The sequence below is a fragment of the Cytobacillus sp. FSL W8-0315 genome (genome assembly GCF_038002905.1).
Lineage (GTDB): Bacteria > Bacillota > Bacilli > Bacillales > Cytobacillaceae > Cytobacillus > Cytobacillus pseudoceanisediminis.
Map to the genome: position 1 here is coordinate 1,670,874 of NZ_JBBOOC010000001.1, position 25,487 is coordinate 1,696,360.

Below are 25,487 nucleotides of genomic sequence, written 5' to 3' on the forward strand. Positions count from 1 at the left end.
TATGGTTGCCTGAGTTCAGTTTACCTTTTTTTGAAACATTTTAAAAGTTTATACGTATGAAGAATATGTGACGAATAGGTTTTCTGGGAATCATAATCGGTCAAACAAGGCACAAGGCGGCTGGTTATGTAAGGAGAAAGCATATTAAAAGGAGGATTTCACAATGAATGGAAAACGTTGGGCTGCACTGGGAATAGCAGCAGGTCTGTTTGTTTTTTCTGTTGTGCTGAACTTTGTAACTGCATTTGCATTTACAGATTTTGAAAGCTCGGTAAATGAACTGTTTGCAGGAAGCAATGAAGCGTTTTTGGAAGAAGTCATTGAAGAGGGAAATGCACAGAAAAAGATAGCCGTGCTTGATGTAAATGGAGTGATTCAGGATACTGGAGATGCAGCTTCTTTATTTGCAAGCCCGGGATATAATCACAAAGGATTCATGGATAATCTTGAATATGTGAAAGAAGACGGCACAGTAAAGGCGATTGTCATTAAGGTTAATTCTCCAGGCGGAGGAGTAGTGGAAAGCGCCGAAATACATGATAAGATTATTGAAATTCAAAAAGAAACAAAGAAGCCAGTATACATATCAATGGGGTCCATGGCTGCATCCGGAGGCTATTATATATCCGCTCCGGCTGACAAGATATTTGCGAGCCCTGAGACAATGACCGGTTCGCTGGGTGTTATCATGCAGGGCTATAATTATGCAGGGCTTGCTGAAAAATATGGTGTCGAGTTTGTAACGATTAAGAGCGGGCCGTATAAAGATATTATGAGCCCTACCAGAGATATGACAGATGAGGAAAGAAAAATCCTTCAATCCATGATTGATAATTCATATGCAGGGTTTGTTAAAGTCATCTCGGAAGGACGCGGACTAACTGAGGCACAGGTGAAGGAAATTGCTGATGGCCGTATTTATGACGGACGGCAGGCGAAAGAACTAAATCTAATCGACGGTTTTGGCTATGCCGATGATGTAATTGAACAATTAAAGAAAGACCATAAATTAGATGGTGCCCAGGTTGTTAAGTACACTGAGAATTTTGGGTTCGGCTCCATGTTCAGCATGGGGGCGCGAAAAATCATGGGGGATGACCTGGAAATGGCAGGGATGATGAAATTGTTATCTCAGCCAAACTCACCGCGTTTAATGTATCTTTATGCTGAATAGGGAGGGGGAGAGAAAATGACTTCAAATGAACAGAATGAAAGAGAGCTTGCCCGTCCTGTATCATTGCAGGGTGAAGGCAGGAATGAGTCATCCCCTGATGAAGCAGCTCCTGCTGTTAACGAAACGATTACACAAGCAGAAACCCTCCCCATTCAGAAAACTGGGGAACCAATCAGGTTTGCCGGGTTTTGGATGAGATTTTGGGCTTATCTTTTAGATTTAATTGTGGTTGGCAGTGTTGACCGGATATTGATTAATCCAATTTTTAGGGCGCTGGATATTCCTCTGCATGAAAGCAATTTGTTTGCTCCGATTTCGATAGCTACTGCCATTACGTTTTATGCCTATTTTGTGCTGATGACAAAGTTTTTTGGCCAGACACTCGGTAAAATGGTATTTGGTTTAAAGGTAGTAAATCTTAAAGGAGAGAAACTGACATGGAGCACAATTTTGTTCCGTGAATGGATCGGCCGCTTTATATCAGCGACCATTTTTGTCGGGTATGTGATTGTAGCATTCCTGCCGAAGAAACAGGGGCTGCATGACCTTTTTGCAGAAACCTCTGTAGTTCATGAAAGGCAAAAAGAACAAGTCTATAATTGAAAAAAAGGAAGCCTGTCACCGCTTGGTGGCAGGTTTATTTTTTTTCAGTTGGGCATAATACAATGCTGAAAGGGTGTGAAAAAAGTGAAGTGGCTTCTGATTGCCGTAATTGCCCTCATACTTCTTTTAATTCTAATCATGGCAACAAAACTAAAGATATATATTCATTTTTACCATGGTAATGATAATGACCATTTAAAAATCCAATTTAAAGCCTGGTTCGGCCTAATCAGATACAAAATAGAAGTCCCTCTAATAAAACTTGATGATAACTCGCCAACTCTTGTTGTTAATGAAAAGACAGCTGCTGGACCACAGGAGGATGCTCCTAAACAGGATACAAAGCAATTCTCCGCAAAAGATCTTATTAATAGTTTGCATGATACGAAATCAATAATAAATCATATCGTGTCTATTCACAAAATAATACGGAAATTTCTAAAGCGTGTGACTATCCGGAATCTTGAATGGCATACATTTGCTGGCCTTGGGGATGCAGCCCATACGGGAATGCTAACTGGAGCTCTCTGGGCGATAAAAGGGAGCATTCTTGGATTAATAAGTCATTATATGAAGCTGAAAACGCCTCCCAGCATCACTGTAACTCCCCATTTCCAATTTTCCGTTTCACAAACAGCCATTTCATGTATGATTCATTTTCGTGTCGGGCATGCTATGTTAGCAGGAATTAAACTGATCAAATATTGGAAAGGCGGACGGCCCGACTTCAGGACAAAGCCGCTTTCTGCCTTATCTGATGATGGTACTAAAACTGTCTAAAAAAGGAGGAGCAATGAATGTCTGACCATCCTATTCAAGGTCTTATGACTACTGCCATGGAAAACCTGAAAGAGATGATTGATGTTAACACCATAATTGGGGATCCAGTAGAAACCCCTGATGGAAGTGTAATTTTAACCGTTTCAAAGGTCGGCTTTGGTTTTGCCGCAGGAGGAAGCGAATTCATGCTTGATGGACAATCAGGCGAGGAAAAGGGCCACCCGTTTGGCGGCGGAAGCGGCGGCGGTGTCTCCATCACTCCAATCGCCTTTTTGATTGTCAATTCTCAAGGGGTGAAAATGGTTCATCTGGATGAAAGCACTCATTTATATGAGAAAATTCTTGACCTTGCTCCACAGGCCGTCGATAAAATTCAGCAAATGTTCAACAAGAAAGACGGAGGAACCGGCAATCAGCAAAGCCAGCCTCAGAGTCAAAACAATGATGAGTACAGCGGCAAGAAACAAGACCTTGATATTTAAGAGAAGGAAGTTAACTTTCCCAGGGAGAGTTAACTTTTTTCTTGGAATGTATCCTTAATAATTGCAAAAAAGATTCTGAAAAGATATGATTTACACTGTACATAAGTGATTAAGGAGGACGATTTAAATGGCATCTATTACGTTCAAAGGAAATCCTGTAACATTGCTGGGCAATGAAGTAAAAGTTGGAGATAAAGCTCCTGAATTCAAGGTGCTGGCAAATGATCTTTCTGAAGTAACACTTGCTGATTCAAAAGGGCAGGTGCGTCTAATCAGCGTAGTTCCTTCTATTGACACGGGAGTTTGTGATGCACAGACACGCCGTTTTAACGAAGAAGCTTCCAAGCTTGACAATGTTAAGATTCTTACTGTAAGTGTGGATCTTCCATTTGCTCAAAAACGCTGGTGTGCAGCAGCAGGCATTGAAAATGTTCAAACCGTTTCTGATTACCGTGACCTTTCTTTCGGAGAAGCTTATGGGGTTGCCATCCAGGAACTTCGCCTATTGGCTCGTGCCGTTTTTGTTGTCGATTCAAATGACACAGTTACATATGCGGAATATGTAAGTGAAGCAACAGATCATCCAAACTATGAAGCGGCCGTGGAAGCTGCTAAGCAGGCGAAATAATCATAGAATATTGAAAGCCCCGGATTTGGTCCGGGGCTTTATTTTTTTACTTCCCTTCAGCACCAAACTTGTGAATGAAACAAAAGCCCGTTAAAATAGGAAAAAGAATAAGGACGGGAGGAATAAGCTGTGAAAATAACTCCGGTTGAGGATTTATTTACCATGTTAAATGAAACGGCTACGATTATGCAGGAAGAACTGCATTCTACATACCTTGAAGCTCTTGCAGAAACAGGAGAGAATTTATTCCATGAAAGCATTCTTCAGGATGAGCTAAGCGAATTAACAGTAAAAAGGCTTAGGAAGAGTTATGAATCAATTAACTTAAGCAGCTACTCAAAAGAAGAGATTAGAAAATCCTTTCAGCTTGCCATATTAAAAGGCATGAAAGAAAATGTACAGCCTAATCATCAAATGACTCCTGATGCAGTGGGCATGCTAATGGGGTATCTAGTCGAAAAATTCATTCAGGAAAAAAGTTTCCGCCTGCTGGATCCTGCAGTAGGAACAGGAAATTTATTGACAACTGTAATGAATCACCAAAAGGATAAAACGGTTGAGGCAACTGGGATTGAGATTGACGACTTATTAATTAAGCTTGCTTATATAAATGCCAATTTACAGGAGCATCCCATTCAATTTTTTAACCAGGATAGCCTTGAGCCCCTGTTTATAGAAGCTGCTGATGCTGTAGTGAGTGATCTGCCTATTGGCTATTATCCGAATGATGTCCGTTCAGCTGAGTATAAGTTAAAAGCAGATGAGGGACATTCCTATTCCCATCACTTATTTATTGAGCAGAGCATGAATCATGTGAAATCTGGAGGTTATTTATTTTTCATCATTCCAAATGGGCTGTTTGAAAGTGAACAGGCACCAAAGCTGCATGAATTCATTAAGGAAACTGCCTATATTCAAGGTTTGGTCCAGCTGCCGCTTACCATGTTCAAAAATGAAAAAGCTGCCAAAAGCATATTTATCCTTCAGAAAAAAGGGGATGGAGTCACTCCACCTAAGCAGGCTCTGCTGGTCAACTTGCCCAGCTTGTCCAAAACAGCAGAAGCTGAAAAAATTCTCAAGAAAATTGATGTCTGGTTTAAAGAAAGCAAATAAGGATAAACGAAAAGAAGCCGTGCATTTGCCGGCTTCTTTTTAAATGTATGGAAAGTATAATTTTTACACATTGATAACTGTCTAGCGCAAGCAGCCTACCCCTCGAGGTCACAAGCCGTTTCCTTTCAGAAGGAAGAGCGCCTTTCTTACAGCAACCGTCATATGCCTATCGTCCCTGGGCAGTTTCCTCCACATTTCGGGGGAATCCTCACAAAAAGGCAAAGGACGCCTTTCCGAGAGGCACGTTTTGTGCATGTCCGGGGTGGGCAAGGCGCTGCCGCTTTTTCTTTAAATATAGGGAAGTATCAGAAAATATTTAATTTATCATGAAAACGATACCATTGCAAGGTGCTTCTTGAAATGTATTGCTTACAGTGTTTAAATGGGAAATTGAGAGATATTAATTGTGGCCGATGCACAGAATAAAGTTGTATTACTTTTAGTGTCGTATCACACATTGTTATATAAAAGTATGGGTTTGGAGAGACAATGAAGTCCCTTTGAACATCTTCTAAAGGAGCGGTAGCTTTATGGCAAAAATCATAGCAATCAATGCCGGCAGTTCTTCGTTAAAATTTCAATTATTTGACATGCCGAGTGAAGAGGTTATTACCAAAGGATTAATCGAGCGTATTGGGCTGGATAATGCAGTCTTCAATATCTCTGTAAATGGAGAAAAAATCAAGGAAGTAACGGATATACCTGATCATGCAGTTGCGGTTAAAATCCTGCTAGATAAATTAACAAATCTTGAGATTATTAAATCTCTTGATGAGATCGAAGGAATTGGCCATCGTGTAGTACACGGCGGTGAGGCATTCAACGATTCTGTAGTCATTACGGATGAAGTGCTTGCGAAAATAGATGAACTTTCTGAACTTGCACCCCTTCATAACCCGGCTAATATTACGGGAATTAAGGCATTCCAGCAGGTTCTTCCAAATGTGCCTGCAGTGGCGGTATTTGATACAGCATTTCATCAGACGATGCCTGAAAGCTCATTCCTATATAGTCTGCCATATGAGTATTATGAAAAGTATGGCATCCGCAAGTATGGATTCCATGGCACTTCACATAAATATGTATCAGAGCGTGCTGCAGAAATGCTTGGCCGACCGCTTGAACAGCTTCGCCTCATCTCCTGCCATTTAGGGAATGGAGCGAGTATTACAGCTATTGAAGGCGGAAAGTCAATCGATACCTCCATGGGGTTCACTCCGTTAGCGGGTGTTACAATGGGTACGCGCTCAGGTAACATTGACCCTGCACTTATTCCATTCATTATGGAAAAGACGGGTAAGAATGCAGATGAAGTTCTTGACGTTCTAAATAAAAAGAGCGGTATGCTGGGTGTTTCCGGATTCTCCAGTGATCTTCGCGATATTGAAGTTCAAGCTGTTGAAGGAAATGAAAGAGCAGAATTGGCTCTTGAAGTATTCGCAAACAGAATCCATAAATATATCGGATCCTATGCATCCCGCATGTATGGCGTAGATGCGATCATCTTCACAGCCGGAATCGGTGAGAATAGTGATGTCATCCGTGATCGTGTTCTTCAGGGGCTGGAATTCATGGGCGTATACTGGGATCCTGCATTAAATAAAGTACGCGGTGAAGAAGCATTCATTAACTACCCTCATTCACCAGTTAAAGTCATGATTATCCCGACAAATGAGGAAGTCATGATTGCACGTGATGTTTTGAGATTGTCTAAATAACATTCATAACAAGGCAAGGGCTAACGCTCTTGTCTTTTTGTTTTTATCGAGATTTAGTCCCCGCCAGGCGGAAGGAGAATTCATCATCTGCTTATGCTATACTGAGTCCAAGAAAAAAATGTTTTGGGAGGAATTGCGATGCCATTGAACGAACGGGAAGAAAGTGTTTTGACCGGTATTCAGGAGTGGGAGAACAAGCTGTTAAATTATGAGCCCAATGATTTGGAAATGGTTTATGATAAATCATTGGAAAGGTCTTTCTCACTACTGCCTGAAGAAGTTCAGCAGCAATTTTTTTCAGCAATGGATAGCTGGCTGTTTCATCTTCATGCGCTTATTCAAGGCTCACAGCTTCAAATGGATGCGAAAGAGCGCATTTTGACAGCAGGCCGTGTTTTTCATTCTGATATTGAAACGATTGAAGACCTTAAGCAATTGACTATCGACCAGCTTCAATACATAGCTCAGCAGCAGATTGCCCGGCATCGCCTTTATTCTTTTGCGCAAGGCGGCATTGCAGGTTCAGGCAGCTCACTCATGCTGGGTACAGATATTCCTGCTATGGCGGTTATTAATCTTCGTGCCGTCCAGCTGATTGCCATGACCTATGGTTTTGAAGTCAATACTCCATTCGAAATGATGAGCTCTCTTAAGGTTTTTCACGCAGCCACACTGCCGCCGCGCATGCAGGGCAGTGCTTGGGAAGAATTAAAGAACGAGCTGAAGAATCAGGAAGAATTCTATTTTTATGAGGGAAAAGAAGAATTGACTGATATAACCTGGGTTGAGCAGCCAATGAAGCAGCTTTTTAAAGCGATGGCTATTTACTTTTTTCGGAGAAAATCCGTTCAAGGAATTCCTTTCATCAGCATGGCCATTGGAGCCGGGACCAATTATCAGCTGACAAGAAAAGTAACAGATTTCGCTCATAAATATTATCAAATGAGATATTTGCATAGAAAAAACAATCAGCAGTAAACTCCCGGATAACTATGATTTATAAGCAAAGGTGATGCCAAATGAGTACATTCGAGCATAAAAAAGAAGCGCCAAAAGAAGTTAGATGCAAAGTGGTCACCGTGAGTGATACGAGAGATAAAGAAACTGATAAAAGCGGAAAGCTGATGATCCGCCTGCTGGAAGAGGCAGGACATGTCATATCTGACTATGAAATCGTCAAGGATGAAGGAAGTCTCATTCGCCAGGCCGTATTAAAAGGTTGTGAAAACCCCGGCATTGATGCTGTACTTACAAATGGAGGCACTGGAATTGCGTTAAGGGACGTGACTATTGAGACAGTAAGACAATTATTTGATAAAGAAATGGACGGATTCGGCGAATTGTTCAGAATGCTAAGCTATACGGAAGATATCGGGTCTGCGGCCATTCTTTCACGAGCTGCTGCAGGCACAGTTCAAAATAAAGCAGTTTTCTCAACACCAGGATCATCAGGGGCAGTTCGCCTTGCGATGAATAAGCTGATTTTGCCTGAACTCGGGCATATCGTCAGGGAACTAAGGAAAGATTTATAAAGGGCAAAAAAACCTTTCCTCCGCGGAAAGGTTTTTTTGAAAAGAGAAGGAAGTATCATTTTGAACTTTGAGAACCGTCTAGCGTAAGCAGCCCTCCCCCCTCGAGTTGACGCAGGACAAGGAAGGCTTCGAAAGGCTTCGGCAGCAAAAACATCGCGACCGAAAGCGGCGGCTTTTGAGAGGACGTGGCGTTCTTAGTCTGCATTTCTTCCTGGGCAAGGCGCTTCCGCTTTTCTATTATGAATGCATTTTCCCTGTAATATCCTGATTCGTTCGATACCATAGCCACAGATCATTTATGACTGATGCCAGTTCTGAAATTTCACTGTTAAGTCTGCATGATCTTTCGAAATTGCCCTCATCTGATAGCTCAGCCTGTTTCCTGTTGATATCCGCTTCAAGCTCTGCGATGCGGTCAGGAATCCTGCCTCTTATTTTTTCCCACTGAAACAGGATCATCTGCTGTGTTTTTGGTGAATATTCATCCCAATCCCGGTCAAAGGCCGGTATAGGAATGCCAAGACGACGATTATGTGAAAAATGCTCTTCCATTATGAATCCCCCAAACGATAATCTTGTTTTTATTTTACTATAAAGGTGTTTATGGTGCATGGATGTTTTAGTATTCAATCTTTTTTGCAGATACTATTATGGGACTAATGTGAAAATAAATGAACTTGGTTCACAAGTACTGATTTAATAGAAAGGCTATGGGATTGGTTTGCAGATTTAATAGAAATCGAATAGTATATTTACTATTAAGAATATTTAATTATTTTAAAGGGGGAGAATATGAAAAGGTTTATAACACGCTTAACAGTTTTAGGCCTGGTGTTGAGTTTGCTTTTGCCTTATCCCATTGCAGCCTTAGGAGTGGAATTGGGCACAACAGATAGCAGCAGTTCAGAAGAGCAAGTCTTTAAACATAAAAAACCATTAGAATATCCAACCTTGTCAAAAGCAAAGCGCCCCGAGGATGCAGGCTTTTCTTCCAAAAGGCTCAAAGAGGTTGATAAGCTGATCGAGGGAGAAATAGAAAATGGTTTTCCAGGAGCAGCTTTAGTCGTAATTAAAGATGGAAAGATTGTTAAAAACTCCGCATATGGTTCAGCCAAAATATTTGATAAAACTGATCCATTAACTCACCCGCAGAAAATGAAGACAAAAACCATGTTTGACTTAGCATCAAACACGAAAATGTATGCCGTTAACTTTTCACTGCAGCATCTTGTCAGTGAAGGTAAGATCAATCTTGAAGAAAAAATTCAGCATTATTTTCCTGCATTTAAAGATTCAGCGGACGATGAAATAAAAGGGAAAGGTGAACTCCGGATAATCGACTTGCTTCATCATACTGCCGGATTTCCTTCAAGCATCCATTATCATAATCCTGAAAGGGCGGGAGAATTGTATTCCCAGGAACGCAGTAAAACGCTTTCCATGATTTTAAAAACTCCCCTTCAGTATGAACCTGGCACCAAACAGGTTTACAGTGACATTGACTATATGCTGCTGGGATTTATTATTGAAAAAATAACGGGAATGCAGCTGGACCATTATACTGAGAATCATATCTATAAGCCCTTAGGGTTAAAGCATACTTTATTTAATCCGCTCCGCAAGGGTTTCAAAGAAAAGGATTTCGCTGCAACTGAATTACACGGCAACACCAGGGATGGGGTCATTTCCTTCCCTAATATCCGGACCTATACTCTCCAGGGAGAGGTTCATGATGAGAAGTCTTTTTATTCAATGGATGGAATATCCGGGCATGCTGGCCTCTTTTCCACAACTTCAGATCTTGCTGTCCTGATGCAGGTGATGCTTAATGATGGAGGCTATGGAAATGTAAAGTTATTTGATAAACGCACAATTGATGAGTTTGTAGAACCATATGATATGAACCCTACATATGGGTTAGGATGGCGTTTGAACGGAGATTCAAGTATGGAGTGGATGTTCAGCCAGTATGCCGGGAAAAAAGTTTTTGGACATACTGGCTGGACAGGAACGGTAACGGTGATAGACAGGGAAAATAATTTAGCTATCGCTCTCCTGACAAATAAAAAACATTCTCCAGTCATCGATCCATTAAAAGATCCGCATAAGTTTCAAGGTGACACATACAGCATCAGTCAATATGGAAGTGTAATTTCAGCGGTTTATGAAGCATTAAATGACTAAACTATTACAGGGCAAAAGCCAAAACGGGGCTTTTGCCTTTTTTGTTGGGAAAATTTTATTTATTTTTATACATTTTTTAGAATAAGTATTGATTTTTAAAAAAAAGGTTGTTAAAGTAAGAGAATAATAAATGAATAAAAACATAATTTAGTTGTATATTTATACGAACAATCTAAGGAGGAAATATAAATGTCACAAAATAAAGTTGTTCTTGCATACTCAGGCGGATTGGATACATCAGTTGCGGTTAAATGGCTGCAGGATCAAGGTTATGCTGTTGTTGCCTGCTGCCTAGACGTTGGTGAAGGGAAAGATCTGAACTTTATCCAGAAAAAAGCTTTAACTGTGGGAGCTGTCCAATCTTATGTGATTGATGCAAAAGAGGAATTTGCTAATGAATATGCATTAATAGCGCTGCAGGCACATGCCTTATATGAAAATAAGTATCCATTAGTCTCTGCACTTTCACGCCCGCTGATCGCCAAAAAGCTTGTTGAAGTAGCAGAAAAAGAAGGTGCAGTAGCAGTCGCGCATGGATGTACCGGCAAAGGAAATGACCAGGTTCGTTTTGAAGTGGCAATTCAGGCCCTTAACCCTGATCTTCAAGTGCTGGCTCCGGTTCGTGAGTGGAGCTGGTCACGTGAGGAAGAAATTGAATATGCAAAACAAAACAATATCCCCATCCCAATTAATCTGGATTCTCCGTACAGCATTGATCAAAACTTATGGGGCAGAAGCAATGAGTGCGGAGTCTTGGAAGATCCATGGGCAGCTCCTCCGGAAGATGCATACGATCTTACTGTTTCTCTTGAAAAAGCACCTGATACACCTGATACGGTTGAAATCGGTTTTGAAAAGGGTGTTCCAGTCAGCTTGAATGGCAAAAGTATGAAGCTTTCCGAGCTTATTGCCGAACTGAATGAGGTTGCAGGCAAGCATGGAGTTGGGCGTATCGATCATGTTGAAAATCGTCTTGTCGGAATCAAATCCCGTGAAGTTTACGAGTGTCCGGGAGCAATGACACTCCTTAAAGCACATAAAGAGCTTGAGGATTTAACGATGGTAAAAGAATTGGCCCACTTTAAACCGGTTATTGAGAAAAAAGTGGCTGAGCTTATATACGAGGGATTGTGGTTCTCGCAGCTTAACAATGCTTTAACGGCTTTCCTGAAAGAGACACAAACCTTTGTTACAGGAACAGTGAGAGTGAAGCTGTTTAAAGGCCATGCGATTGTTGAAGGAAGAAAATCTCCTTATTCCCTATACGATGAAAAGTTAGCAACTTATACTTCTGATGATGAATTTGACCATAATGCGGCAGTAGGCTTTATTAAGCTTTGGGGATTGCCGACAAAGGTGCAGAGCATTGTTCAAAACAGCAAGAAGGTGACAGTGTGAAAAAGTTATGGGGAGGCAGATTCACAAAATCTGCTGAAGAATGGGTAGATGAGTTCGGAGCGTCAATTTCATTTGACCAGGAATTGGTTATGGAAGATATCGAAGGGAGCATGGCCCATGTTGCCATGCTTTCTAAAACAGGAATCATCACAGAGGACGAAGCTCAAAAAATCAAAACAGGCCTTCAGCAGCTTAAAGAGAAAGCTGCTAAGGGTGAACTGGCTTACTCAGTAAAGCTTGAAGATATCCATTTAAATCTTGAGAGTCATTTGACCGAACTGTCTGGGCCTGTCGGAGGTAAACTTCATACCGCAAGAAGCCGAAATGACCAGGTGGCAACAGATATGCATTTATACTTGCGAAAGCAGGTGGAGCAGATTGTTGAATTGATTCAGGAAATGCAGGAAGAGTTAATCATCCAGGCTGAAAATAATGTGGAAACTATCATGCCGGGCTATACTCATCTGCAGCGGGCACAGCCGATCTCTTTCGGCCACCATTTAATGGCCTATTTCTGGATGCTTGAGAGGGACAAAGAGCGTTTTTCTGAAAGCTTAAAGAGAATAAACTTATCTCCTCTTGGAGCAGGGGCTCTGGCTGGCACCACTTTCCCGATTGACCGTGAGTATACAGCTGAACTTCTGGGCTTTGAAGGCATCTATGAGAACAGCCTGGATGCGGTCAGTGACAGAGACTTTATTCTTGAGTTTTTATCCTCAAGCTCAATCCTGATGATGCATCTGTCTCGTTTAAGTGAAGAATTCATCCTTTGGTCAAGCCAGGAGTTTCAATTCATTGAACTGGACGACAGCTTCGCAACTGGCAGCAGTATTATGCCGCAGAAGAAGAATCCGGATATGGCGGAACTCATCCGCGGTAAAACCGGACGTGTATACGGTAACCTTATGGGGCTGCTGACAGTACTGAAGGGCCTGCCGCTAGCCTATAATAAAGATATGCAGGAAGATAAGGAAGGGATGTTTGACACTGTAAAGACAGTCACAGGTTCACTGAAAATCTTTGCAGGGATGATCCGCACCATGAAGGTTAAAACAGAGCAAATGGAAAAAGCGACTAAAAATGATTTTTCCAACGCTACTGAATTGGCGGATTATCTATCTGATAAAGGCATTCCATTCAGAGAAGCACATGAAATTGTCGGGAAACTTGTTCTTGTCTGTGTACAAAAGGGATGCTTCCTTGGAGATTTGCCGCTTGTTGATTTCAAGAACGCCCATTCATTGTTCGATGAAGATATTTATGAAGTGCTGAATCCTTATACAGCTGTCAAAAGAAGAAATAGTGCAGGCGGAACAGGATTCAAACAAGTAAGCATCGCAATTGATAAAGCGAAGGAATCTCTCGGCATTAAAGAGTTTGTCAATAAATAAATGAAAAAATGGCGCTGCGGAAGGCAGCGCCATTTTTTTCTATTCTTCATCTTCTTTATCCGTTCTGACAACGAGGACATCACAGCGGGCATAGCGGGTAATATGTTCAGATACACTGCCGATGATGAAACGTTCAACTGCGTTCATGCCTGTTGCACCGCAAATGATCAGGTCGACGCTGTGCTTTCTGGCAATATCCTTTGGAATTTTCACTTTTGGGGAACCATAATCGACTTCATATGTTACATTATCGATGCCTGCATCCATTGCTGTTCTTTTGTATTTTTCCATTAATTCAGTTGCGAAAAGGTCAGCCCTTTCAGCTATTGTGCGGTCATAGGCTTCAACAGTAGCAAAAGTGCGGGTATCAATGATATGTGCCAAGACAAGAGAAGCATTATTGCGCTTCGCAATTTCAATTGCTTTTTTAAAAGCCCATTCTGCTTCCGTTGAACCATCTACAGCGACTAATATGTTTTTATACTTCATGCCCATTTGTATCTCCTCCTTTACCTATATTATACAGCTGTAAAATCTGAATATCTGTAACAAAAAATCGAACAATAGTAAGGCTGATAAAAATATATTAAAGGAGCAGATGAGGATGGAAAAGCGAGAACCACAAGCAGGATCCGCATATTTTTTTGATGAGCAGGGGACAAATGAAGTTAGCGAACAAATTATGAATGCCTATAACAGCGGTGTTATTGATCAGCCGAATGCCGAGTTTGACATGAAAGCTCACGAACGGAATGAAGGCCATCTCCGATAAGAAAAAGAAGCAAAGCTCTCATTAATCATGAGAGCTTTTTAGCTGAGAATTAAGAATGCCGGAAAAAGTAAAAATGGGCAAAGGTTTTGTATACTTTTCCGTCAAATAGCCATATAAAGTTAATAGGTATTTCACTTAAACTACGGAGGTATGCAGCATGCGTATCGGAGTTCCAAAGGAAGTAAAAAACAATGAAAACAGGGTTGCGATGACCCCTGCTGGGGTTATGAATCTCATTCAATTTGGACATGAAGTCTATATCCAAGCGGATGCCGGGACAGGTTCCGGTTTTTCGGATAACGACTATATAGGTGCTGGTGCACATATTGTTCAAACTGCAGAAGAGGCATGGTCAATGGATATGGTCATGAAGGTTAAAGAGCCGATACAAGGCGAATATGTATATTTTCGGGAAGGGTTAATTCTCTTTACATATCTGCATTTGGCTGCTGAACCTGATTTGACAAGTGCTTTAATTGATAAGAAAGTAGCTGGCATTGCTTATGAAACAGTCCAGCTTCCCAACCGGACTTTGCCTCTATTGACTCCAATGAGTGAAGTTGCCGGAAGAATGGCAGCTCAGGTAGGAGCCCAATTTTTAGAAAAAATACATGGAGGGAAAGGAATCCTGCTATCGGGGGTACCAGGTGTACAGCGTGGAAATGTTACCATAATCGGCGGCGGGGTTGCTGGAACCAATGCGGCAAAAATGGCAATAGGCCTTGGGGCAAAGGTAACAATGATTGACTTGAATCCCGACCGCCTTCGGCAGCTGGATGATATCTTCGGAAAAGAAGTAACAACGCTTATCTCTAACCCTTACAATATCGCTGAAGCTGTTAAGGATTCAGATCTCGTAATTGGAGCCGTACTTATTCCGGGAGCAAAAGCACCGAAGCTTGTCACAGAGGATATGATTAAAACGATGAACCCGGGCTCTGTAATTGTGGACATTGCGATCGATCAGGGTGGAATATTCGAAACAACTGATCGAATTACGACCCATGATAATCCCACATATGAAAAGCATGGCGTAGTTCATTATGCGGTAGCTAATATGCCTGGAGCAGTTCCCAGAACATCCACTCTTGCACTGACCAACGTGACGGTGCCTTATGCAGTTCAAATTGCGAATAAAGGCTACAAGCAGGCATGTCTGGATAATGAGGCTTTATTAAAGGGAGTTAATACGTTAAATGGCTATGTGACTTACAAAGCGGTAGCAGAGGCCCATAGCCTTGACTATTCAGATACGAGTACGCAATTGGAACAGCAATAGGAAAAGCTCCAGGTATCCGCTTATCGGCGCCTGGAGCTTGACACTTATCTCAATTCAGAATTTAAACCCTTATTTCAAAAAAAATCCGGAGCTGAATAGCTCCGGATTTTTTTGTGGAATTTTTTCTAATGTCTATTTAATAACCTGAAGCTCTTTCGGGAACTTGGTTAAAATTTCAACTCCGTCTGCTGTTACAGCAAGGTCATCTTCAATCCGCACTCCGGCAACGCCTGGGACATAGATTCCCGGCTCGATGGTGAAAACCATACCTTCTTCAAGCAAAAGTGAGTTTGTTTCTGTTAGTGAAGGATATTCATGAACGCTCACACCTAGTCCGTGGCCCAATCGATGCGGGAAATATTCGCCGTAGCCGGCTTCTGCTATCAGGTTTCTAGCTGTCAGGTCAATATCTGCGCAAGTGACTCCCGGCTTGCTCGCTTCAACAGCTGCAAGCTGAGCTTTTAAGACGGTATCATAAATTTCTTTTTGTTTATCATTAATATCACCGTAAGCTACAGTTCTAGTAATATCTGAGCAGTAGCCATTCCAGACAACTCCGAGGTCAAATAGGACTAAATCCCCTTTTTGAATCTTCGTCATTCCTGGTGTGCCATGAGGAGAAGCCCCGTTAGCCCCCGTCAGGACCATGGTAGAGAAAGACATTTCGTTAACGCCTTTTTTCTTTAACGCATATTCTACAGCAGCTAGAACATCCAGTTCAGTTTTTCCTTCCTGGATCTCGGCACAGCCTGTTTCAATCGCAAAATCGGCCAGTGCACATGCTTCGCGAATGATTTCCAATTCTTTTTCATCTTTAACCATCCGAAGCTGGCGAAGCTTTTCTTCTGCCGAAGCGAATGAAGCGCCGCTTAACAGAGCAGAGATGGCTTCATACCGCTCTACATTCATATGCTCTTTTTCGATTGCTGCTTTATTTACCTTCCCAATTCTCTTATGTATGGATGTCTGGATGAATTCCCAAGGGTTCTGAATATCGCTGTAGCCAATAAGTTCATGGCTCCAGCCTGCTTTCTTGGCATCTTCTTTTTCCATGGCCGGACATACGAGGAAAGGCTCTTCTTCCTGGAAAACAGCCAGCCCAAGCAAGCGTTCATGTGGGTCGCTTAAAAAGCCGCTTAAATAATAAACATTATCCGGTGATGTTACAAAGGTGACCTGGATATCATTTTCCTTCATCCACTGAGATAGTTTCTGCAATCTATTATTCATAGTGAACCTCCTTATTTACTTATACTTTGAGAGTAGCAACTAAATAAGAAAATGTAAACTTTTTAAAGATTGCCAATCGGGTATATATTAAAAGAAAGCAGGAATAACTTGTTTTTCGTTGAAGTAACTTACATAACCTAAAATTAGAGAGGAGCATAAAATTGAAAGTATCATTTCATGGCCATGCCATAGTGAAGATCGAATCACAGGGAAAAACCATCTTAATAGATCCTTTTATTACCGGGAATGATTTGACAGACTTAAAAGCTGAGGACCAGAAGCCAGACGTCATCATTGTCACCCATGGACATGGTGACCATCTTGGGGACACGATTGAACTGGCAAAGCGCAATGACTCTCTTGTCATTGCCAACTTTGAGCTTGCCACCTATCTGGGCTGGCAGGGAGTTAACGCGCATGGAATGTCGATCGGAGGCGGATATGATTTTGACTTCGGAAGAGTGAAGCTGACACAAGCCTTTCATGGAACTGGCCTCGAGACAGAGAATCAGGAAATCATCTATTTGGGAATGCCAGCCGGTGTTCTCATCACTTTAGAAGGAAAAACGATTTACCATGCAGGGGATACAGGGCTTTTCTCTGACATGAAGTTAATTGGCGACCGGCATCCGATAGATTTGGCATTTCTGCCGATCGGGGACAATTTCACTATGGGTCCGGATGATGCAGCATACGCAGCAGAACTTCTTGGCGCCAAAAAGGTGGTTCCGATTCACTTCAACACGTTCCCGCCAATCAGGCAGGATCCGCATAAATTCATCAGCATGCTGGAAACAGGAGTCGGGCAGGTGCTGGAAGCAGGAGAATCAATCGAATTATAATATGAAAACGCAGCTTCCGATGGAGGCTGCGTTTGTTAATGAGGAATGTATAAATCCTGAAGTTAGATAACTGTCTAGCGCAAGCAGCCTATCCCCTCGAGGTCACAAGCCTGTCTAGTTGCGACTCCTGGGGACAAAAGACTAGTCAATCCCTTCCAGAAGGAAAGAACCCCTTCTTGCAGGGCTCGTCTTATGCTTGTCGGGGGTGGGCAAGGCGCTTACGCTTTTCTTTAAAAACCAATCATTTTCCCAGCCTGTCCGCATACATTTTAGGGAGGATAGGATAAAGGAGGAAGCTAAATTGAATAAAAATCGATATTTGCTATGTTTGCTGCTGTGCGGATTGCTGCTTTATTATGCCGCTCCTAGAATGGGTGTGTTTAATGGAGGGACTGAAGGGATCTTTGCCATCAGCTGGCTGGCCCTTGCCCTTTTTGTCATTGCCGGAAACCTGACTGCATTGTTGTTTGCCCCGAAAAAAGCGGCTGCTTCGGGGAAGCGGGTGCGCAAAATGGCAGTAAGGAAGCGGGTGCGTTCCTTCGGCAGATAAAGTGAAACTTCAATCAGTGTCCCTCATTGTTGTTAGTTGAGGCCCACAGGACAAGGAGGCATCGTCAGCATGAGCATCGCACGACCGAAAGCGGCAGCTTTTGGGAGGACGTGGCGTTCTTAGTCTTTGTTCTTCTATCGGGCCTTTATGGGCAGTTTGACCCCTACCTATCTTCTTGATTGCTCTGAGTCTTGAAGTGGGGGTTATACTGCCCGTTAGCCTGCGATAATTTAAGATTGCCGAAGTCAATTGTATCAAGGTCTCTTTACCCTTATAATGAAAAATAAGGAATAATTTGTAGAGGGTGAAAGTCTTGGCTACTAAGCATGAGCAAATATTACATTACATTGATGAACTGCCAATTGGAGAAAAAATATCGGTCAGACAGATCGCCAAGGCGCTCGCTGTGAGTGAAGGGACTGCTTACAGAGCAATTAAGGATGCTGAAAATAAGGGATATGTCAGTACAATAGAACGTGTTGGGACAATAAGAATCGAGCGGAAAAAGAAAGAAAATATTGAGAAGCTTACTTTTGCCGAAGTTGTTAATATCGTTGACGGCCAGGTACTCGGAGGAAGAGCTGGTCTTCATAAAACACTGAACAAGTTTGTTATTGGAGCGATGAAGCTTGAAGCGATGATGAGATACACGGATGCCGGAAACCTGCTGATTGTCGGAAACCGGACCCAGGCACACGAATTGGCATTGAAGGCTGGGGCTGCTGTGTTAATTACTGGGGGCTTTGATACAGAAGACCATGTCAAAAAACTTGCTGACGATCTGCAGCTTCCTGTGATCTCAAGCAGCTATGACACCTTCACAGTTGCAACTATGATCAATCGGGCTATCTATGACCAGCTTATCAAAAAGGAGATTGTACTTGTTGAAGATATCCTGACTCCTCTGAAAGAAGCGATTTTCCTGAAAACAACCGATACAATTGCAGATTGGCTAACGTACAATCGTGAAACCGGCCATAGCCGATTCCCGGTTGTCGACAGTAATCTAAAAGTGCAGGGAGTTGTCACTTCCAAGGATATTATGGGACATGATAAAGAAACGCTTATTGAAAAAATTATGACCAAAAACCCTATGACGGTTGGCGGAAAAACGAGCGTTGCCTCTTCCTCGCATATGATGGTATGGGAAGGGATTGAATTGCTTCCTGTGGTAGATGAAGCCAATAAACTTGAAGGGATTGTTAGCCGTCAGGATGTGCTGAAGGCGCTGCAGATGATCCAAAGGCAGCCGCAGGTAGGTGAAACAATTGACGATATAGTCACCAACCAGCTGGTTATGACTAGGGGAAAAACCAAAGGGGATGACGTTTATCGCTGTGAGGTTACTCCGCAGATGACCAACCACCTTGGAACGATATCCTATGGGGTCTTTACAACCATTGTTTCGGAAGCTGCAAACAGAGTGTTAAGAAGCTATAAAAAAGGTGATCTCGTAGTTGAAAATATGACGGTCTACTTTATTAAGCCTGTTCAAATCGACAGTATGCTTGAAATCTATCCAAAAGTATTGGAAGTAGGACGGAAGTTCGGAAAAGTGGATGTGGAAGTTTTTAACGAAGGCGTCCTTGTAGGCAAGGCAATGATGATGTGCCAGCTAATTGACAGACATTAATACAAGAAAAGCAGAAGCACCTTGCCCACAAAGGAACGCAGACCAAGAACGCCACGTCCTCCCAAAAGCTGCCGCTTTCGGTCGTGCGATGTTTATGATGACGAAGACTCCCTTGTCCTGAGGGCCTCATCTCGAGGGGGCCGGCTGTTTGCGTTAGACAGTAATAAGTGTTCAAGGATATATTTTCCATCTGATGAAGAAAAAGCCGCTCACATTTTGAACGGCTTTTTTTGCAGGCACTTACGGAAATCCGGTTAAATTTAACTCTTCCTTGCTTCCTCAGCTTCTTTTGCAGCGTGAGGCATGTAAAACTTATATGCTTTCATGCCGCCCCATATGCTTAATACCCCAACAAGGATAAACACAATTCCCACAATAAGAGCTGTTGTTGTATTGTATAAAAACAGCTGATTAAGGCCAAATATGGCGACGAATGATCCAAGCGCAATCCTGGACTTGGCTGATATCCATTGTCTTTCAGCCGGCTGTCTGCTTCTGAAGAATTTCACTTTGTAGAAAATATAGAAAGAAAAAGAGAGAATAATCAGGATAACAAAGATAGGCATTTCATAACCTCCAAGTTTCGACAATCTCTTATTATTTTACCTTCATTAATAAAAAATTGCCATAAGCGTGCTGTGTTTTCTTTTTCTTTTCACGATGATATGGTAAAAATAAAGTAGTATTCAGAAAAAAGGAGCGCGCCATGAAACAAAAGATACTTGATGAAATTAAAAAATATGAAACAATCATTATTCATAGGCATGTCCGTCCTGATCCGGATGCATATGGTTCACAGGGAGGCCTTGCTGAAATCCTGAAGGCTTCATTCCCTGAAAAATCAATCTTCACTGTCGGGAAGGAAGAAGAAACACTTCATTATATGAGAAGGCTGGATGAAGTATCTGATGATGCATATAATGGGGCGCTGGTCATTGTTTGTGATACAGCAAATGCGGAACGGATATGTGATGATAGATATGGAACGGGTAATAAACTGATCAAAATTGACCATCACCCGAATATGGATCCATATGGAGATATGATGTGGGTTGATACGGATGCAAGCTCTACCAGTGAAATGATTTATGAGTTTTATCTTTTCGGCAAAGATCAGGGTCTGAAAATGTCTGATGAAGCTGCTAGATTGTTATTTGCCGGAATAGTAGGGGACACCGGCCGTTTCCTCTATCCAAGCACGACAGAAAAGACGTTTGCATATGCAGGTGAACTGATTCACTATAATTTTTCGCGGCCGGAACTGTTTGATAAGATGTATGAGCTGGACGCAAATATTGTTAAATTGAAAGGCTATGTACTGCAGAACTTTGAAATGAGAGGCAGCGGTGCAGCTGTCATGATCCTGAAAAAAGAACTGCTCGAAGAATTTCAGGCAGTACCTTCTAAAGCTTCCCTGCTTGTAAGTGTTCTAGGCGATGTGAAGGGAATAAAAGCTTGGGTTTTCTTTATCGAGGAGAGCGATCAAATCCGTGTGCGGTTCCGTTCGAAGGGTCCAATTATTAATGAAGTTGCAAGAAAGTATAATGGCGGAGGACATCCTCTTGCTGCCGGAGCTTCCATTTATTCATGGGAAGAGATGGAATCGGTTGTAAGAGATTTGGAGGATGTCTGCAAAGCTAACTAAAATATAATGCCCGGCAAAAGCCGGGCATTAATCCAGCATGATATTTAATTCAATTGAGACGGTTGTATAGATGACCAGTTCTTTAACTTCGACCCGGTATCTCTTTTCATTTACCCGATGTGTTTTATTTTCTATTATTTTCTTGATCAGTTCGCTGCTTTTGTAAACAGTATCGATGTCTTTGGCAACCATCATGCTAATATCCTCTTTTATTTCATCTTCCAGCTGAAAAACACTGAAGGAATCCAATTTATATTTTTCGCTGTTGACAATTTTAATGGATATATCCTGGACAGTCAGTTTTTTCTGGTTTTCTTTATTTAGTTTTTTGAATTCCTCCTGCCAGATTTCCTTATCTTTTTCCAATTCAAAGATAGCATCCTTTTGAAGCTTGATTTCTTTGCTGTATCTCTCCTGCCATTGTCCAAAAACAAATAAAAAAATAAACCAGCTGATGATGCCCCCTAGGGCCATTCCTGCTAAAAAGCGCTGCCAGGATGGCAATCGGTAGTAAGGCGGTATCCTCATGCTGAAATGTTCTCCTGAGTCAGCCAGTTAATAAGCATGGCGCCTGTCTGGGCCCCTCCGAGAGCAGAAAGAATCAGCATGAATTGCTTAAATATATCCTTTGTCTGTCCGTCCATGACACCTCTTTCAAAGCTGTAAACTGTATCAAAGGTTCCTCCGATTGCTGCAATGATAGCCCAGATGCGTATCATATTTGAAATCTGGAAGATTTGATTTAAAGGAGGCTTTCCTGTCAGAAAAGCAGCCATGCCTCCAATGATTGAACCTCCTATCAAAACACCGAAAGCAATAAAATAACTATCAATTAAAGTGGAAAAAAAGGGCTGGGTATTCATATCATCCATCCTCGCTGCAGGAATGGCCCTGCCAGAATTATCTTGATACTTCATCATATGGACAAACTTAGAAAAATATGTTTTTTAGCTGCCATTAAAAAGAGAACATATTTTCTTTTTGGAAACGGGCGTTCTATAATGAAAATACAGAGAAATTAAGGGTGTGAGAAACGTGTCATTTATTCACCTTCATGTATATAGCGCTTATAGCCTGCTATCGAGCACGGCAAGAATAGAACAGCTAGTGTCAGGCGCCAGGGAAAACAGGTTTCCTGCCCTGGCTTTAACGGACCGGAATGTCATGTACGGAGCTGTTGCCTTTTATAAAGAATGTCTTAAGCAGTCCATAAAGCCAATCCTGGGCCTCTCTGTGGATGTATTAAGCGAGATATCCGAAGGGGAAGCTTATCCGATGGTCCTTTTGGCTAAAGACAGGCAGGGTTTTCAGAATCTATTAAAAATCACAAGCACAGTCCAGACAAAATCACCTGAAGGCATCCCTGTTAAATGGCTTAAGCACTATGCAGGAGGATTGTTTGCTTTAACTCCCGGCCTTGACGGGGAAATAGAACACTATCTTGAGGCGGGTGAATACGGCCAGGCAAAAAGAACAGCTGAACTTTTCAGCAGTCTTTTCGAGCCGCATTCATTCTTTTTCGCTATACAGGATCATGGGCTGCGTGAAGAGAAAAAAAACCATGAACTTCTGGTTCAGCTTTCCGGGGAAACCGGGATTGGCCTGGCGGCTTCAAATGGTGTTTGTTACATAAAAAAAGAAGATGCTTTTGCCCATGAGTGCCTGCTGGCCATTAAAAATGGAGAAAAGCTTCAGGATGAAGCGAGAGAGCGGCTGAAGAGCGATGAGTATTATTTAAAGTCATCCGGGGAAATGGCAGAATTGTTATCGGGTTATCCGGATGCTTTGGAGAATACGATTAAGATAGCAGAGCAATGCAATGTTATGCTTGAGCTGGATAAACAGAACCTCCCTAAATACCCTGCTGTAAAAGGGATGAGTGCCGATGAGCTATTGGCAGAAGTTTGCTGGAAGGGTTTTGCTGACAGATATCCGGATGCAGATGGTGAGCATAGGGAGCGTTTGCAGTATGAGCTGAATATAATTAAGAATATGAAATTCAGCGATTATTTTCTAATCGTTTGGGATTTTATGAAGTTTTCGAGAGAAAATGGAATTTTAACCGGTCCGGGGCGGGGATCTGCTGCCGGTTCAATGGTTGCTTATGTCTTATATATTACAGATGTGGATCCAATTGAGCATCAGCTATTATTTGAGCGGTTCCTTAATCCAGAAAGAATTTCCATGCCTGATATTGATATCGATTTCCCGGATCACAGAAGGGATGAGGTGATTCGGTATGTGTCCAGGAAATATGGAGAGTTGCATGTTGCTCAAATTCTTACGTTTGGAACATTGGCAGCTAAGGCGGCACTACGGGATGTCGGCAGGGCATTTGGGCTTAATCCGAAAGAGCTGGACATGCTTTCAAGAAAAGTACCTTCCAAATTGGGCATCAGTCTCAAAGAGGCTTACAAAGAATCAGAGCCTTTAAGAAGATTCACCGAGGAATCCGATTTAAATCGCAGACTTTTTGAAACGGCTATCAAACTGGAAGGTCTCCCAAGGCACACATCCACTCATGCTGCCGGCGTTGTAATCAGCGAGCACCCGCTGGTTGAGGCCATTCCCATTCAAAAGGGACATGAGAATGTTTATTTGACCCAATACTCGATGGAGCATCTTGAGGATGTCGGCCTATTAAAAATGGATTTTCTCGGTCTTAGGAACCTGACACTAATCGAGAATATCTTAAGCTCTATACAGAGAAAGACAGGCACACAGATTGATATAAAAAACATTCCCCTGGATGATGAGGCAGTATACAGTCTTTTGGGAAGAGGAGATACTACAGGCATTTTCCAGCTTGAGTCTGAGGGGATGCGAAGTGTGCTGACAAGGCTCCAGCCAACGCGCTTTGAAGATATTGTGGCTGTCAATGCCCTTTACCGCCCCGGCCCTATGGAAAATATCCCGCTGTTTATTGACAGAAAGCACGGAAGGAAGCCGATTATATTTCCGCATCCTGATTTGAAGCCTATTCTTGAAAATACGTATGGTGTCATCGTGTATCAGGAACAAATTATGCAAATCGCTGCAAAAATGGCAGGATTTTCACTGGGTGAAGCCGATTTGCTTCGGAGAGCGGTCAGCAAGAAGCAAAAAGAAGTGCTTGACCGTGAGCGTGTCCATTTTGTAGGGGGAGCAGTAAAGAAAGGCTATAATGAACAAGCTGCTCATGATATATATGATCTAATTGTCCGGTTTGCAAACTATGGATTTAACCGGAGCCATGCGGTTGCATACAGTTTCATAGCTTATCAGCTGGCATATTTAAAAACTCATTATCCGCTTTACTTCATGGCTTCACTGCTGACTTCAGCAGTAGGCAATGAAGGCAGGATTGCCCAGTATATCGGAGAACTGAGACAGATGGGTTTGGCGCTCAGCCCGCCATCCATAAATAAAAGCGGCTATTCGTTTCTGGTAGAGAAAGATTCAATCAGGTATAGTCTTGCAGCCATAAAAGGCGTAGGTGCTGCAGCTTTAAGGGATATTTTTCAGGCTAGGAAAAATAAGCGCTTTGAAGATCTGTTTGATTTTTGCATAAGGGTTTCAACAAAAGCTGTTAATCGCAAGGTCCTCGAGTCCCTGGTTCATTCAGGAAGCTTTGATGAATTTGGGGAAGATAGAGCAGTTCTGCTTGCCAGCCTGGATGTGGCTGCGGAACATGCCCAGCTTGTTATGCCGGAAGACGATCAAGCTGATTTCTTTGAGGATGATGAATTTTTTCCTAAGCCTAAATATACCGAAGTAGATCCGATCCGTTCCGAGGACAAGCTGAGATTTGAAAAAGATGTGCTGGGCCTGTATTTATCAGATCATCCGGTTTCAATCTACGAATCATCTTTTCACCTGCTGGATGCCAGTCCGCTGATTGAACTCGAAAGAAATGCAAATAAGGCAAAAACAGTTGCATATTTATCCGAAGTGAAAAAGATCCGTACGAAAAAAGGAGAGCCAATGGCATTTCTATCCTTGAGCGATCAGACAGGGGATATGGAGGCAGTTGTTTTTCCAAAGGTGTTTAACCGATTTTCAATGCTGTGCTCCCAGGGAAGCATCGTCTTTGCGGAAGGAAGGATTGAGGAACGGGACGGAAAGAAGCAGCTGATTGTCCAGCATCTGGATGATGTGAAGGAAGCAATTGAAAAACTGCAAAACAAAGATCCAGTTTTATATTTAAGGATTACCGAGGATCGGGAAACATCCGAAAATCTTCGTTTGCTTAAAGAGTTATTTAAGAAAAATGAAGGCCGGGTTCAGGTGGTTTTATATTATGAAAGCTCCCGAAAAACCATTCGCCTGGGTGAAGAAGACCTGATCTCGCCATCAGAAGATTTCCTTCAATTGCTTATGAAAGTGCTTGGGCAGAATAACGTCATTTTAAAGTAATTACCCTTTACAACAATAACAATTATGGTATATTTGTAAGAAGAAAAATAAACTGGTCTGACCACTGAAGCGAAGGATAAGCCCTGCGCCATCTGATAATCAAGCAGAAAGGCAGCAGGTATTTCTTCGTCGATCTAT

General features: G+C 42.2%; 25 protein-coding genes. 19 read left to right on the top strand and 6 right to left on the bottom strand.

Annotation, left to right across the window (positions count from 1 at the left end; translation table 11 throughout):
• Positions 1–163: 163 nt before the first annotated feature.
• The 9 genes from sppA (at position 164) to MKY20_RS08565 (ending at position 8,030) form a co-directional block, all read left to right on the top strand.
• Positions 164–1,174, top strand: a complete 1,011-nt coding sequence (gene sppA, locus MKY20_RS08525; protein WP_019383062.1) for a signal peptide peptidase SppA — start codon at positions 164–166, stop codon at positions 1,172–1,174.
• Between the two features lie 15 nt (positions 1,175–1,189).
• Complete coding sequence (locus MKY20_RS08530) at positions 1,190–1,777, top strand: RDD family protein (RefSeq protein ID WP_009333288.1); 588 nt, start codon at positions 1,190–1,192, stop codon at positions 1,775–1,777.
• A gap of 84 nt (positions 1,778–1,861) precedes the next feature.
• The gene (locus tag MKY20_RS08535) at positions 1,862–2,557 is read left to right on the top strand and encodes a DUF2953 domain-containing protein (protein WP_009333286.1); all 696 of its coding nucleotides are present in this window, start codon (positions 1,862–1,864) and stop codon (positions 2,555–2,557) included.
• Between the two features lie 17 nt (positions 2,558–2,574).
• Positions 2,575–3,039: a GerW family sporulation protein gene (gene ytfJ, locus MKY20_RS08540; protein ID WP_009333284.1), complete on the top strand. Its 465-nt coding sequence runs from the start codon at positions 2,575–2,577 to the stop codon at positions 3,037–3,039.
• A gap of 127 nt (positions 3,040–3,166) precedes the next feature.
• Entirely contained in the window at positions 3,167–3,667 is a 501-nt protein-coding gene (gene tpx, locus MKY20_RS08545; RefSeq protein WP_341000871.1) for a thiol peroxidase, read from the top strand.
• Between the two features lie 129 nt (positions 3,668–3,796).
• Positions 3,797–4,780 (top strand): class I SAM-dependent methyltransferase, encoded by a 984-nt coding sequence (locus MKY20_RS08550; protein WP_341000872.1) that lies wholly within the window; start codon positions 3,797–3,799, stop codon positions 4,778–4,780.
• 530 nt (positions 4,781–5,310) lie between these two features.
• Positions 5,311–6,498, top strand: a complete 1,188-nt coding sequence (locus MKY20_RS08555) for an acetate kinase (protein ID WP_251266954.1) — start codon at positions 5,311–5,313, stop codon at positions 6,496–6,498.
• Between the two features lie 138 nt (positions 6,499–6,636).
• Entirely contained in the window at positions 6,637–7,476 is an 840-nt protein-coding gene (locus MKY20_RS08560; protein ID WP_009333276.1) for an EcsC family protein, read from the top strand.
• A gap of 41 nt (positions 7,477–7,517) precedes the next feature.
• Positions 7,518–8,030, top strand: coding sequence for a MogA/MoaB family molybdenum cofactor biosynthesis protein (locus tag MKY20_RS08565; RefSeq protein ID WP_019383064.1), 513 nt, complete (start codon positions 7,518–7,520; stop codon positions 8,028–8,030).
• A 237-nt stretch (positions 8,031–8,267) separates the two neighbouring features.
• On the opposite strand, the gene MKY20_RS08570 is transcribed toward MKY20_RS08565, so the two are convergent.
• Positions 8,268–8,582, bottom strand: a complete 315-nt coding sequence (locus MKY20_RS08570; protein WP_009333272.1) for a hypothetical protein — start codon at positions 8,580–8,582, stop codon at positions 8,268–8,270.
• 240 nt (positions 8,583–8,822) lie between these two features.
• Here MKY20_RS08570 and pbp4b point away from each other — a divergent pair, with 240 nt between their 5' ends.
• From pbp4b to argH, 3 genes are all read left to right on the top strand, one after another.
• On the top strand, positions 8,823–10,214 hold the full coding sequence (gene pbp4b, locus MKY20_RS08575) for a penicillin binding protein PBP4B (RefSeq protein ID WP_071156152.1): 1,392 nt from the start codon (positions 8,823–8,825) through the stop codon (positions 10,212–10,214).
• A gap of 189 nt (positions 10,215–10,403) precedes the next feature.
• Positions 10,404–11,612, top strand: coding sequence for an argininosuccinate synthase (locus MKY20_RS08580; protein ID WP_009333268.1), 1,209 nt, complete (start codon positions 10,404–10,406; stop codon positions 11,610–11,612).
• Positions 11,609–13,003, top strand: coding sequence for an argininosuccinate lyase (argH, locus tag MKY20_RS08585; protein ID WP_009333266.1), 1,395 nt, complete (start codon positions 11,609–11,611; stop codon positions 13,001–13,003). Before MKY20_RS08580 ends, argH begins: the two co-directional genes overlap by 4 nt.
• Positions 13,004–13,042: 39 nt before the next feature.
• Here argH and MKY20_RS08590 read toward each other — a convergent pair whose 3' ends face one another.
• On the bottom strand, positions 13,043–13,498 hold the full coding sequence (locus MKY20_RS08590; RefSeq protein WP_009333264.1) for a universal stress protein: 456 nt from the start codon (positions 13,496–13,498) through the stop codon (positions 13,043–13,045).
• A gap of 109 nt (positions 13,499–13,607) precedes the next feature.
• Between MKY20_RS08590 and MKY20_RS08595 the strand changes: the two genes are divergently transcribed.
• A complete protein-coding gene (locus tag MKY20_RS08595; RefSeq protein WP_009333262.1) occupies positions 13,608–13,775 on the top strand; it encodes a hypothetical protein in 168 nt (55 codons plus the stop codon).
• Positions 13,776–13,932: 157 nt separating this feature from the next.
• Positions 13,933–15,054, top strand: a complete 1,122-nt coding sequence (gene ald / locus MKY20_RS08600) for an alanine dehydrogenase (RefSeq protein ID WP_251266953.1) — start codon at positions 13,933–13,935, stop codon at positions 15,052–15,054.
• A gap of 132 nt (positions 15,055–15,186) precedes the next feature.
• Here the strand turns inward: ald and MKY20_RS08605 are convergent, their stop codons facing one another.
• The gene (locus MKY20_RS08605; protein ID WP_251266952.1) at positions 15,187–16,284 is read right to left on the bottom strand and encodes a M24 family metallopeptidase; all 1,098 of its coding nucleotides are present in this window, start codon (positions 16,282–16,284) and stop codon (positions 15,187–15,189) included.
• 161 nt (positions 16,285–16,445) lie between these two features.
• Here MKY20_RS08605 and MKY20_RS08610 point away from each other — a divergent pair, with 161 nt between their 5' ends.
• The 3 genes from MKY20_RS08610 to MKY20_RS08620 all read left to right on the top strand — a co-directional run bounded on the left by MKY20_RS08610 (position 16,446) and on the right by MKY20_RS08620 (position 19,309).
• Complete coding sequence (locus MKY20_RS08610; RefSeq protein WP_009333256.1) at positions 16,446–17,126, top strand: metal-dependent hydrolase; 681 nt, start codon at positions 16,446–16,448, stop codon at positions 17,124–17,126.
• 301 nt (positions 17,127–17,427) lie between these two features.
• Positions 17,428–17,676 carry a hypothetical protein gene (locus MKY20_RS08615; protein WP_251266951.1) on the top strand — a complete coding sequence of 83 codons (249 nt, stop codon included), beginning with the start codon at positions 17,428–17,430 and terminating at the stop codon, positions 17,674–17,676.
• 313 nt (positions 17,677–17,989) lie between these two features.
• A complete protein-coding gene (locus MKY20_RS08620) occupies positions 17,990–19,309 on the top strand; it encodes a CBS domain-containing protein (RefSeq protein ID WP_009333252.1) in 1,320 nt (439 codons plus the stop codon).
• 260 nt (positions 19,310–19,569) lie between these two features.
• On the opposite strand, the gene MKY20_RS08625 is transcribed toward MKY20_RS08620, so the two are convergent.
• Positions 19,570–19,875, bottom strand: a complete 306-nt coding sequence (locus MKY20_RS08625; protein WP_019383070.1) for a YtpI family protein — start codon at positions 19,873–19,875, stop codon at positions 19,570–19,572.
• Between the two features lie 140 nt (positions 19,876–20,015).
• Here MKY20_RS08625 and MKY20_RS08630 point away from each other — a divergent pair, with 140 nt between their 5' ends.
• The gene (locus tag MKY20_RS08630) at positions 20,016–20,954 is read left to right on the top strand and encodes a DHH family phosphoesterase (protein WP_019383071.1); all 939 of its coding nucleotides are present in this window, start codon (positions 20,016–20,018) and stop codon (positions 20,952–20,954) included.
• 27 nt (positions 20,955–20,981) lie between these two features.
• On the opposite strand, the gene ytrI is transcribed toward MKY20_RS08630, so the two are convergent.
• Together ytrI and MKY20_RS08640 are read right to left on the bottom strand one after the other, a co-directional pair.
• Positions 20,982–21,482 carry a sporulation membrane protein YtrI gene (gene ytrI, locus MKY20_RS08635; protein WP_009333249.1) on the bottom strand — a complete coding sequence of 167 codons (501 nt, stop codon included), beginning with the start codon at positions 21,480–21,482 and terminating at the stop codon, positions 20,982–20,984.
• On the bottom strand, positions 21,479–21,874 hold the full coding sequence (locus tag MKY20_RS08640; protein WP_019383072.1) for a YtrH family sporulation protein: 396 nt from the start codon (positions 21,872–21,874) through the stop codon (positions 21,479–21,481). The genes ytrI and MKY20_RS08640 overlap by 4 nt, the downstream gene beginning before the upstream one ends.
• Before the next feature lie 115 nt (positions 21,875–21,989).
• On the opposite strand from MKY20_RS08640, the gene dnaE reads away from it, so the two are divergent.
• The gene (gene dnaE, locus MKY20_RS08645) at positions 21,990–25,349 is read left to right on the top strand and encodes a DNA polymerase III subunit alpha (RefSeq protein WP_251266950.1); all 3,360 of its coding nucleotides are present in this window, start codon (positions 21,990–21,992) and stop codon (positions 25,347–25,349) included.
• The last annotated feature ends 138 nt before the right edge of the window (positions 25,350–25,487 follow it).